Source organism: Chlorobiota bacterium (assembly GCA_016700335.1).
GTDB lineage: Bacteria > Bacteroidota > Ignavibacteria > OLB7 > OLB7.
Genome location: CP065014.1, coordinates 222,217 through 235,496, shown reverse-complemented (window position 1 = coordinate 235,496; position 13,280 = coordinate 222,217). Strand labels below are relative to the sequence as shown.

The following is a 13,280-nucleotide window of genomic DNA, read 5'->3' as shown; positions in this document are numbered from 1 at the left end:
TTACTTTAAAAAATTAATGATGAAACGAATTCTTATTTACGTGACTATGTTGTTTGCTACTTTTTCTTTAAGTATAGCTCAGCAAAGTATAGAACCTCAAAAAATATCTGATTCAAAAATTGATTATTCAAAATTTACTCCAACTGTTTCAACTACTGGCATTTCAAAAATAGCTGAAGCCCAAGATTATGTATGGCAGAGTAGTATTTTAAGAAGAATTGATGAAACCGGACGTGATACAAATAGAAATGATATGCGAGTACCTTTAAATTTTGGTAGCGGAACTGAGTTTCGTGGCTTTGGTCAGGTGTTCTCACCCCAAGCTGTATATAAATTTTTCAATGGAAAAGTTTATAACTCAACAAGCAATATAATTAAAAGTGACAATCCTGAATTTAATGATTCTGTTTGGATTGCTCAATTTAAAGAGCCAAAAGGTTCTTTTACTGTTGATTCTGTAAAGTTTTTTGTTTACAAAAATCCTAATAGCACTCCAAATAACTCTGGTAAAATACTTGCATTCAAATATAAAAATGCAGGATTAACTGGTACAACTTATATTAAAGGTGGAATTAATTTAAACAGAACTACATTAAATTCTGCAACTAATTATTTTGAAGGATATAAAGCTCCAGTTCAATTTGAAGTTACTCCAGATGAAATGGATAAAAAAATAACAGAGGGTGATCAACCAGGATCTTACAGAATTTCACAAACTGTTGTTGGGTTTGAACCACCTTTGAAAGCTACTTCAAGTGATGCAATAATAATAATGTACGTAAATGATGAGTCACCTGCTTTAACACAACCTGTTCAAGAATCAGATGAATATCAACAAATAATTACTACAAATGAGTTTAGAGAAGGAGATTTCACTGTTGATGGAGATACAAGAGCTAACCCATTAGATTCTTTTATGGCTATGAGTGTTGTACTTTATAAGACAGGAACTACACAATCTATTATTAGTTCATGGAAAGGATTAGTATTTACATCTAAAGATGGAGGACAAATTAGAAGTCATTTGAATATCAATATGTCATGGTATGGAACAATAATTTTACCATCTGGTGTTGAATATCATTATGGAACTGATGCAACTTCTCAAGGATTAGATAACGTTGTCCCATCACCTGTTGTTCCAGGGAAAATATCTCGTCAGAATTTTTCAATTACTCAGAGAACTAACCTTACAATTCAGATGTTTGATGCAACTGGTAAGTTAGTTAAAACGCTTATTGATAATCAAGACTATATACCTGGAAAATATTCAATATCTCTCCCAGTAGAAGATTTGCTAAGTGGAACTTATATGGTAAGTATGAAAACTGGTGAAAATGTTTATACAAGTAAAGTAAATATTACCAAATAATTTTTATAATTTTTAGAAATCTAAATAGATTGTTTAAATTAGATTTAAACTGTTTCCTTTAAAAGGATAATTAAAAACCTTCATCATTAAATAGTGCTGAAGGTTTTTTTATATTGCAAATTAATAATAACTTTATCCAACATTTTTAATTCAATGAGCATTTCATTTTGGGAAAAAGAATCCTTTACTTGTAATGATGTTATTGTAATTGGAGGAGGAATTATTGGTCTTTCAGTAGCAATTAGTTTATTAGAATCAAATAGTAAATTATCAGTATTGTTACTTGAAAGAGGAGTATTCCCAAGTGGAGCAAGCACTAAAAATGCTGGTTTTGCTTGTTTTGGTAGTCCAACAGAGATTTTAAATGATATTGAAATAAATGGTTTAGATAGTACCATTGCTATAGTTGAGAAAAGAATTCATGGTCTTGAATTGTTGCGTTCAAGATTGGGAGAAAGCAAAATAGGCTTTGAACAAAATGGAGGATACGAATTACTTTTTGATTCATATACACTCTCAAAAGATAAACTCAATAACTTGAATGAAAAACTATTTGGGTTATTTAACCAAAACATTTTTTCATTCCGAAATGATCTAGTTTACAAATTTGGGTTTGATCAAGTTCATTCATTAATTCAAAATAAATTTGAAGGTCAAATCCATACTGGCAAAATGATGAAATCATTAATTGAGAAAGCCAAATCTCTTGGTGTAAATATATTAACAGGTTCAGAGGTTATAGAAATAAATGATAATGAAAAATTTGTTGAAGTAATTGTGTCTAATCAATCTATTAATGAGAAAATAAAATTCATTTCATCTAAAGTTTCGGTATGTAATAATGCATTTGCAAAAAAACTATTCAAAACATTACCCCTGAAGCCAGCTCGCGGTCAAGTTATGATTACTTCTGAAATTAGCAATTTAAAATTTAAAGGGACATTTCATTTTGATAAAGGATTTTACTATTTTAGGAATGTTGGTAATAGAGTTCTTATTGGTGGCGGCAGAAATACGGATATAACCAATGAGGAGAGTTTTGACTTTGTTGAGAATTTAGATATATTATCTACTTTGAAAAAATACTTAACTGATATAATACTACCAAATAATAATTTTGAAATTGAAATGAATTGGCAAGGAATAATGGGATTTAGTGAGAACAAATTACCTATTGTAAATAATGTTTCTACAAATGTATTTTGTGCCTTTGGTTGTAATGGAATGGGTGTAGCACTTGGCTCACAAATAGGTATTGAAATGGCTTTTTTAATGAATCAAATCATTTAATCAACTAATAATAGTCTTATAATTTAATGTGATATTATCAAACTTTTAGTTTGAGACCAAGAACCAGATCTTAATTTATAATAATATACCCCAGATGGTAATTTACTTGCATCTATTTCTAAAATGTAATCACCTTTTTTTAGATTTTCATTAATTAATTCAGAAATTAGTTCCCCATTTTTATTAAATAGAATCATTGATGTAGGGTTTGTAAATCCTAAACTAAATTTAATTTTAAAGCTATTATCTGATGGGTTTGGCTCAGTTTGTTTCAATGAGAAATTTACATTTGACAAATCAATTAACCTAGATTTCAAACCACAAACAGAGTCAATTGAAACTATTGATGATTCTGGTTGGTTAATTATACAGTCATTAAATGAGTTAAAATCTAAATTACACTTCAAAAATCCTTTTTCGGTTTCACCAACAAACAAAATAAATTTCATATTAAACAACTCTCCTGTTCCATTTAAATACTTATTCAAGGAATAGAACTCAATAGATAAATTTCCTGGAGTATATTGAATTATATTAAAGTCCCAACCATCAAGTAAAGTCCCTTTTATCATCGAAGAAGCTATATCAATTTTTGAATAATTTATTAAATTTAAAACAGTTTTTTCATATCCTAAATTTAATCTAAATTTATTTATTTTAAGTTCGCTAATATCATTTTTCAATAAATAAGGAACAGATAATACTTGATTCAAATTGCCATGATAATATTGCGACAAACCTGAAGCTAATGAATATTTATTTACTTTACCAGATATGTTAGTGGTAGCACTTTCTATTAAAATATCTGAAGTTGCATCTAAAATATCAAACAAAATCTTAGCATTGTAATCTCCTTCCTGAATTGGTTTTAAAGCTATAGAAATAACTATTGAGTCGTTGTAATTAAGTATTTTTTTAGAAGAATCCAAAATTGTTATAGTATTATCTTTATCAACAATTCTGAAATTATTTACTTTTAAAGGAACATCAACATAATTTCTAATCACTATTTTTTGTAATGTTATTGAACACAAAAAAGCATTTACAAAATCTATGTTATTGTTAAATTTATACAAATATCCATCTTTATAAGCCAAACCTGTTAAACTTGGGATTGAATCATCGCAGAATGAATTATCTGATATTAATTCAAGTTTTGCAGATTTCTTACCAGTACTTAATGGTTTGAAAGTAATAGGGATTTTTCTAATTTCATTTGGCATAATTACCCATTTATTTAAACTATCAGGGAGAATAAACCCTGATTTAAAAGTAAAATCGAGTGAATCCTTGCCAATTATTTTTATTCCAGTTATAGTAGTGTTACGTGTTTTACGAGCAATCAAAAGTACATCTTGATTAATTTCAGTAAGCTTAGGACCTTTGAATATTAATACTCCAATATTTGTTTTGTCAACAATTAAATGAGATTCAGTTCCTTCTCCAAGAATTTGGGTTTTGATAGTGTCACCATTCTTAAGAACCAAAACCAAATTGCAATAATATTCTTTTTCAGATATTGGTTTAAAAATTAGATGTACGGGAAGAAAATTATACTTTGAACTAATTCCAAATATTGTATCTGTTGAATTTAAAAGTTTTGTTGTATCTATTTTAAAAACACCCATTTCGTAATCTAGTCCTTCAAGGAATACTTTACTTATATTAAATGCTCTTTCTCCATTATTGACAATATAAATTGTAGTATCATATTGTTTAATAATATTCTTAGTACATTTAACCTCATTTGAAATCCATTTGTCACCCCAATCTATATGAGTTAAGTAAGGGTCTGGCTTAGCAGCTTTCCCTTTAAAGAAGAAAGGGAATTTTTTAATTCTACAATTCAATTCAATTAAAATAGTATCTGAAACAGAGTCATTAATACTTATCTGACGAGCAATTATATTTACTTTTTCATTTCTTTTTAGAAAGACAGGAATTGATTGTGAAAGTGATAATAGATTTACATTATCCCCAAATGAAAATTTAAGAGATTGAACAAAAATAGTTTTATCAGATAAGTTTGTAAGTGTAAAATAGTAATACGAATCATTAGGCAAATGCCTAATAGAATCACTCTCTAATTTTAAATTTGTCTGTTGAAAATGAAAATAATATCTCCACTTTTTACCACTAATATCAGTAATTACCAATGTTCCTTCAGCATCCGCTGAGGTATCAATAACTGCAACTTCAACTTCTGCGTAAGTTGATTTGAAAAGTGACTGAGGGTTTGGTGGGTTTATAAAATTTAGTCTTAAATTTTTTGGATTTTCTAAATAAATACTTCTTAATCCAATTGGATTTTTGTTTAAAGTTTTAATTATTATAGATGCTGATTGGCAGTAAATAGTTGTATCTACAAACAATGTATCACCCCCTCTTTGGTATTCGGTTTCAGATGACAAAGCATAACCAAATCCATCGTAAGCCTGGAAACCATATAAGTAAGCTGCAAAAGGGCAAGTACTAACAAGTTGATAAGATCCATTACTTAAATTGATTGTCCCTCCTAAATAAGTTTTACCATTATACTTGACTGGGAATGGCTTAAAACCATTATTTGTGTCAGCTATAACTTTTACTAAGGGTGAATTAATTTTACCAATTTCTAATTTGTCAAACTCAGATGAATCAATTACAACATTAAGATAGTTTTGAGAAAATGATGTGTCATCCAAACTAAAAAGAACTTTCCCTTTTTTAATAAATTGCTCAGTAGGTATTAAATTTAACATAAACGGGTCTGAATTTAACACAGAATCGTAAGTCCAAGAATTTGAAAATTGTTGAACAAATATTTGCTTATTACTTACAAAAGTGGTTAAATCGTTAGAGTTGGAGTTGGAATTGTATTGGAACCAACCTTTAAAATTCTCTCCTCCATATGTTGGTAAAGTTCTCCATAACACTTCATTTATAAATACCTTACTATTTGTATCACCAGAATATATTCTATATGTATCAGATGAAGTTCTAGTTTTTAATGGGACTGAGTAATAAATTTTTCCCCAAGAAGTTGTTGGAATAATCATTTCAACAATATGGTTACAAGCTGTATAAGTATCATCTGGAATTTTTATACATTGAGAACCAGAAACTAAAGCAATAATTTTATCTGAAGTTATTTTAGTACCAGACAAATCTGAGTTTGTTACAAGATCATTCCCAACACAAATAAATACATCACCTTTATTCATATTTACAGAAAAATTTCTTGTGTGATTCAATGATTTAGTATTAGAGGGAATTGTTATATTAATATCTGAATTATCAGCTGTGGCTATAATCATCATTTGTGATGAAGAATATGAAGGGAAAATATATTCATCTCCTAATGATTCTAATGGTAGGATTAACATCCCATCGCTCGATTGCAGGGATCTGTTCATCCCATAAACTGTAATTGGGTAGTCGGACTTTATAAAGAGAGCTTTATTTTTAAAAACTAAATCATTTTTTAATGATGAAATTGGGGTAACTTGAGCGATATCAATTGGAACATCGAATGTAGTAACCTCAAATGGTTTTGCTTTTACTAACCCAATTAAACTATCACCTTTGTAAATTCTTACATCACCAGAATTATTTCCAGAAGTAAAATAAAGCCTAATATATCTTAATACAAATATATCATTTCTATTGTTTGGGAAAGAACACCAAAACTCAGTCCCTCGCCCATTACTTTGGGCTTTTACTTCATAACTATTTATAGAGTATATAAAGGTTATTATAAGAAAAAAATATAATATTAACTTGTTCAAAACGAAAAGGGATTAAAAAATTCAATTCAAGTTTTTAGGTTAAAATAATTTTGATAACATTAGGTTTTCAGATATTTATTTAACTAACTAAACGTTATTCACTTTACAGTAAAATTAACTACATTCAATAGAAAATTTCACAATATAGAATCAAAACAATTTAAAGTTTTAGATTATCTACTCATCATAATAATTTTAACAACAATTTTATCTTTGCCCCTTAATAAAGTAGTTTCAACTTCATCACCAGGAATGAATTCACCTAGTGCATCTGTATAATCATATATATTATCAATTACTTTGTTATTCATTTTAACAATGATATCACCATCTTTTACACCAGCTTTTTGAGCAGGGGCACCATCAGTAACGCCGCTTAATTTTAGCCCCTTTCCATCGTAGGCATAATCTGGAATTGTACCAGCATATACCTTAAATCCAGTTGAATTGCGGTTCTGAGCCGATGCTTGCACCTTAGTAAACTCTGGCTTTTGAATCATTTGATCTATCCCATTCACACATTTATATACTAATCCTAAAACTTTAGCCATTCCTGAAGTATTAATTTTATCCCAAGTATCTGTTGGTTTGTGGTAATCTTTATGAAGCCCAGTAAAGAAAAATAATACAGGAATATTTTTTGTATAAAAACTTGAATGGTCACTTGGTCCAAATCCATCTTTTACAAACTTGATGTTAAACTTATCATATTTGTTTAAATTCTTAACAAAACTCTCCCAGATTGGTGAAGTACCAGAGCCTTGAACAATTAGATTATTAGAATCCAACCTACCAATCATATCCATATTTATCATAGTAATCACTTTTCCTAGTTCTAAAGGAAATTTTTCAACAATAGCAGCTGAACCAAGAAGTCCCATTTCCTCAGCATTAAAACAAATGAAAACCAGAGTTCTTTTTGTTTTGATATTATTCTTTCCAAAAGCCTCGGCTAAAGCCAAAACCCCTACAGTACCAGAAGCATTATCATCAGCTCCATAATGTATTGATGGAGTTTTTGTAGTGTTTAATGAACCATCATCACCCATTCCTAAATGATCAAAATGACCTCCAATAACAATAAACTCATCTTTAAGAACAGGATCAGTTCCAGGTAAAACACCTATCACATTTGGTACATTTTTTTTCTCTAAAATTAAATCACAAGTGATATTTGCTTTAGAATCTTTTATTATATAAGAAGCAGGTTTTCGTACTGAATCAATATGTTGTTGAATTTCTTTTAAATTTCTACCTAAACTATCTCTTAGATTAATAAAAACATCACCACTAACTGACACACATGGGATTCCACATCTTACAAAACTTTTATCAAGTTTTGTTTCAAATATTGAACTTGAATCTTTCGGTGGTGAAATAAAAATTATTCCTGCGGCAGCGTTCTCTTTAGCAGTTCGTACTTTACTAGTCATAGATCCATATTTAGCAAACAAACTGTGTGGGTTGTTGTTGTTTGGGAAATATCTCATTATAATAATTATTTTCCCTTTTACATCAATTTCAGAATAATCATTATATTGCAATTCAGGTGCATTAATTCCATACCCAACAAATACCAGACTTGAACTTATTGATGATGAATCGCTAAAACTCATAACTGAATAACTATTATTTAGTTTTAACTTTTGCTCAACTCCATTAATATTAATTTCAACCTTTGAATTATCTCCAGTTTTAACTGATGCTAAAAATGAAAAATAATTATAGTAATCTTCATTTGAGTATTGTTTCTTTTTAGTTGTGTTGTATCCAATTGGCTTTAATCCTGCTTCACGGTATTTAATGGCAATGAAATTAGCGGCATCAGCATTACCTTTCAAGTATGGGCTTCTGCCAGAAAGTGAATCACTGGCAAGAAATTTAATATTATCTCTTAAATTCAAAGAATCAAAAATTATTGAATCATTTTTTAAGTTTTGAGTAAAAGAATTTGAAAAAATTAAAGTACTAAAAAAAAGGGAAAAAAGAAATTTCTTCATCAATTATATTAATTTTAATTATACAAATATAAATTTTTAGTTTTTTAATTAACTACTTTTTAAAAGACAAAAACAATTTGGAATTAATTGGTTAATTAAATCCTTTAGTAAAAAACAAGATACAATTTCACTAATATTTAGAAAATCATATCTTGTAAATTTTAAATTTCTTTTATTAAAGTACTACTAATACAAGCATTGGATTATATTTAGGAATTTCTTCAAAAACTTTATTAATAAGTTTAAGGCTTCATACTTAGTGTATTAACAGCAACAACCAATTCTTTAATTTTAGCAGCATCAGTTCCGCCTAAATATATATACAATGCAATATGTTTTTGAGATTGTTCAGGTGAAACTCCTGCAAAAAAGTCTGGTGAGTTCAATTCCCTTAAATAGAACTTATCACCATTTGGAGATTTTTCTTCCCAAACTTTCCATTGAAGTGGTTGTGCAGCAATAACAACATTTTCAATTGTGCTATCTGATTGACCAGCAAAACCATTTGGTGGCTTTGATGTAACTTGTAACCTAGCAAAAGCTCTAACAGTAGCCGATTTGTCTTTTAAGCTTGGATCACTTTTATCAAAAATATAAAATGCAGATCCGTTGCCTGATGCTTCAGGACTAATTGCGAAATTTTTCGGTAATGTAATCCACAAATCAGTTCCAACAAATTTACTCAAAGGTATTTGGAATCTACCATCTTTTGCAACTGGAAGAGTGCTTTGGGCAGGATCTTTTACAGGAAAATTAATAATTGTATCTTTTGAATCAGTAGTATCATATTCGTTTGTAATTCCATTCTTTGTTTTACTATTTAAATTTGCATTCTCTTTCTTGCAAGATGTTAGAACAAACAATAAAATTAGAAGTAAATAAATTTCTTTTTTAAACATTCTTTGATTTATATTTTTTGATAAAGTAATTCGTTGTAAAATAAACAACAACTAAAGCTAAAACTGACAATACAACCATATTATATTCAGATAATAATTTCACACCATACTCCCAATTGTCTCCTAATAATTTCCCAATATTTATCAAAATGGTGTTCCATATTAAAGCTGAAATAGAACATAAAATTGTGGTAGGAACAATTTTTAATTTAGACATTCCAGCAAAAAAAGAAATTATAGCTCTTGTTCCTGCCAAAAATCTATTTGCGATAATAATTCCATAATTATACTTTTCAAACCAATTTTCAACTTTTTCAAATGAACTTTTATCAAGAAATTTAAATTTCTTATCATCAATCCATTTGCGTCCATATTTCCTACCTAACCAGAAAGCTGTTAGAAAGCCAGTTATACTTCCTAATGTTGAAATAATAATTGACTCTCCTAAGCCAATTGTTCCAATTCCTATTAGTGTTGCAATAAATATTATTAAAATATCACTTGGAGAAGGTGGGAAAATATTCTCAATGTATGATATAAAAAACAACATAGAATAAAGACCAATTGGTGAGAGCTGTGAAAGCCATTTAATTATGTCTGCAAGTTCAATCATTATTTTTTTTCAAAAATATCATTTTAATTTTGGTTTTAGATATTTTTCAAAACAAAAAAAAAGACGTATCAATTATTGATAACGTCTTTCATTTTTCAGTTTAATAATTATTTTGATAACATTAATATTATTTTCTTGCAACCAATTTCCCTTTTGTATATTTTGATTGTTTGAAAGAACTGATTTTACTTTCAGATTTATTTACTTTAATATTTTTTTTAGCTATTAACTTTTTCTCACTAATATCATTTGATTCAGTTGATTTTTTTCTATCTGAATTTTTATTAGTAAGGGTATTCTTAGTTAGATTATTTTTTTTAATAACTATCTTTTCACTTTCTTTTTTAACAGATTTAGAATTTAAAGATATGTTTTTGTTATTCTTTAAATCAATTCCAGTTGATTTTTTTGTGTTAGATTTAATCTTAATCTTTGAACCAGTTTTTAAGCCATTTTCAGCAGTTTCTGGGTTCCATTTTTTTAAATCTCCAACACTAATTTCATATTTAGTTGCAATTCCATAAAGGGTTTCACCCTTTTGCACTGAATGCTCCTTGCTTATCTCTTTTTTAGATTTAGTCGTTTTATCTGCTAAGTCTTTTTTAGTATTACTTTTAGTATCCTTTAAATTTTCCTTTTCTATATTTTGTTTTTTATCTTTATTTAAAGTGAGATTCTTTTTTGAAAGGGATTCTTTTTTAGAAGTTAATTCCTTTTTTGAAGCAATTTCTTTTTTAGATACTATTTCTTTTTTTAAAGATATTTCTTTTTTAGATGCAATTTTTTTTGATAATACATTATTGTTAGATGTTATATCTTTCTTTAAAGTTGTATTCAATGAACCAGTTTTAGAAGTAGTTTTATTTTTTATTGAATTATTTGGTTCTTCATCCTCAATTTTAGAAATTGCAGATGATGTTTTTTTATCTTCTGGAACTAGGTTCCTTTTTATATTAACATCATCATTAGATTTATCTTTTAAACCTGTTTCTGGTTCTTTCTCTTCTTTAGTTAATGGTATTGTTCCAATTTCACTTTTTGAATTAGATTTAATATTCTCATTTTCTGAAATATTTTGGAGTACGCTGTTTTCTAAACTATCTTGAGAAAGATTTATGTTTAAATCCTGATTCAAAGTAATATCTGTTTTTGTTCTTTGAATTTGTATTTTCAAAGTAATTCCACGACCAACCTGAGAAGTTGGAGAAATATTGTTTAAATCGCAAATAGAATTTACTGTTACATCATATTTAGATGCAATTGATTTTAAAGATTCACCTTTTTGAACTTTATGAGATATAAGTGAATTAGTTAATGTATCAGCAGGCAAGCTTTTCATTGCTTCATAAATATCCACTGTTACATAGGTAGGTATATTCAATGGATAATCATAATAACCTGATGGAATTTTATCTCTTAAGAGTTCAGGATTAAATCTGCGTAGTTCATCAACTGGAACATTTGCTGCCTTAGATATTTTGTCAAATGAAGTACCCCCTTTTAAAACAATCGTTTTGTATTCTGTCGGTTTTTCATAATTAATATCAGTAAAACCATAATCTTCTGGATTCATTGTAATTAAAGCAGCAGCAATATACAATGGTACATATTGTTGAGTCTCACGTGGTAAATACTTTCTAACTTCCCAGTAATTGCGGCTTCCACCAGCTGAATTAATTGCTTGACGCACTCTGCCAGGTCCACAATTATAAGAGGCTAAAGCCAAATGCCAATCACCCATATCATCATTTAAATCACTTAAGTAACGTGCAGCAGCTCTAGTAGCTTTTTCAGGATTACGTCTTTCATCTATTGCCCAACTCGTATTTAAGCCATACATTCTACCAGTACCTGGGATAAACTGCCACAAGCCAACAGCCTTTGCCCATGACGCAATTGTAGGGTTAAGACCTGACTCAATCATTGAAAGAAATTTTAATTCTAATGGTGCACCTTCTTCCTTCAATATCCTATCATACATTGGGAAATATTTTGTAGTTCTCCCTAACCAATTACTAAAAGTACGCCTTCCTTTTTCTGAAGTAAAATATGCTATACACTGGTCAACTGCTGGTTGGTCAGATAATTCAATTTGCATTCCATCAACCTTACCTTTAACAGGATTTTTCAAGTCACTTCTTTTAACTCTAGATTTATCAATTGGAATATTTTCAATTTCACTCATTATTTTGTCACGTAAAACAAAGAAGTTACTTCCTGGTTCTAATTTATCAAGTGGGATTTTTTCTTCATAATCTTTTACTACAGTCTCTGAAAGTTTTGCAAAATCTTTATAGGAATATATATCTGGATACGTGCTTAATTCATTCAATATACCTAATGCAGTTTCGTAGTTTTTGGCAGCTTGAGTAATCTTCTTAACATTAGCATATCTACCGGCAAGCAAATAATAACCACGAGCTTCATCGAGTTTTCTTCTTATTGCTGGATCATTAGCATACTTATCAACTGAATTCTCATCAAGCACAGAAAATTCATCATCAATCTGAACCTTGCTCGCACGCTTGGTTTTAGAGGATTGCGTTGAACTACCGCAACTTGAAAGTATTATAATCGATATAAAAAATATAAAGAATATTCCTATTTTGTTCTTCATAGTGGAAAATTGATTTTACTAAATAATTTCATTGAAAAATGTTTAGTTGTAAAATAAAAAATGTATAAGGCATATTGCCCTAACAAAAATAAATTAGCTAAATCTGTAAAGTTTGATAATAACATACTTCAAAATAAAGTACATTATTCTCTTACATTAGTTCCAATTAGTTATCGTAAAGATTATTAGTTTAATTATGAAAAAAGAGAAAAAAATAATAGTAGTTATAAAACTACATTTTGAGATTCTGAAATTTACAACTTTTTATCCATAAAATTTAATAACAAAAATTTAATGAATAAAAATTGTTTCTTGAAAGTAAAGAATTTTATTAAATAGATTTTTTAACTAAACTAGAATCTACAAATTTTATTGTACTAAATTCATAAATTAAAAGTGCTACAAATAACAAATTATCAAGTTGAAGTAAGATCTTAGTTTTTCAATCTGTTATGAATTTCAATAGATTAGGAGAGATAATTTCTGTATTTATCTATATTTATATGACACGAATGCACAAATGTTTATTTTATTCGTGCATTCGTGGCAATTTTCTTCTATAATTTTTTAAAAGAAATACCTAATTAGAGCTTAGTTTTTCAATCTGTTTTGTATTTCAATAGATTAGGAGAGATAATTTCTGTTTTTAACTATATTTATATGCCACGAATTCACGAATGTTTATTTTATTCGTGCATTCGTGGCAATTTTCTTCTATTATT

7 protein-coding genes are annotated in these 13,280 nt (G+C 28.4%); 2 read left to right on the top strand and 5 right to left on the bottom strand.

Annotation, left to right across the window (positions count from 1 at the left end):
- Positions 1-19: 19 nt before the first annotated feature.
- Together IPP08_00895 and IPP08_00890 are read left to right on the top strand one after the other, a co-directional pair.
- Complete coding sequence (locus IPP08_00895; GenBank protein QQS66767.1) at positions 20-1,372, top strand: T9SS type A sorting domain-containing protein; 1,353 nt, start codon at positions 20-22, stop codon at positions 1,370-1,372.
- A 153-nt stretch (positions 1,373-1,525) separates the two neighbouring features.
- A complete protein-coding gene (locus IPP08_00890) occupies positions 1,526-2,662 on the top strand; it encodes an FAD-binding oxidoreductase (GenBank protein QQS66766.1) in 1,137 nt (378 codons plus the stop codon).
- 23 nt (positions 2,663-2,685) lie between these two features.
- Here IPP08_00890 and IPP08_00885 read toward each other — a convergent pair whose 3' ends face one another.
- From IPP08_00885 to IPP08_00865, 5 genes are all read right to left on the bottom strand, one after another.
- The gene (locus tag IPP08_00885; protein ID QQS66765.1) at positions 2,686-6,429 is read right to left on the bottom strand and encodes an IgGFc-binding protein; all 3,744 of its coding nucleotides are present in this window, start codon (positions 6,427-6,429) and stop codon (positions 2,686-2,688) included.
- Positions 6,430-6,602: 173 nt separating this feature from the next.
- Positions 6,603-8,429: a M20/M25/M40 family metallo-hydrolase gene (locus IPP08_00880; GenBank protein QQS66764.1), complete on the bottom strand. Its 1,827-nt coding sequence runs from the start codon at positions 8,427-8,429 to the stop codon at positions 6,603-6,605.
- A 242-nt stretch (positions 8,430-8,671) separates the two neighbouring features.
- The gene (locus IPP08_00875) at positions 8,672-9,328 is read right to left on the bottom strand and encodes a hypothetical protein (GenBank protein ID QQS66763.1); all 657 of its coding nucleotides are present in this window, start codon (positions 9,326-9,328) and stop codon (positions 8,672-8,674) included.
- Positions 9,321-9,941, bottom strand: coding sequence for a DedA family protein (locus IPP08_00870; GenBank protein QQS66762.1), 621 nt, complete (start codon positions 9,939-9,941; stop codon positions 9,321-9,323). Before IPP08_00870 ends, IPP08_00875 begins: the two co-directional genes overlap by 8 nt.
- 127 nt (positions 9,942-10,068) lie before the next feature.
- Entirely contained in the window at positions 10,069-12,558 is a 2,490-nt protein-coding gene (locus tag IPP08_00865) for a transglycosylase SLT domain-containing protein (GenBank protein ID QQS66761.1), read from the bottom strand.
- Between the last annotated feature and the right edge of the window lie 722 nt (positions 12,559-13,280).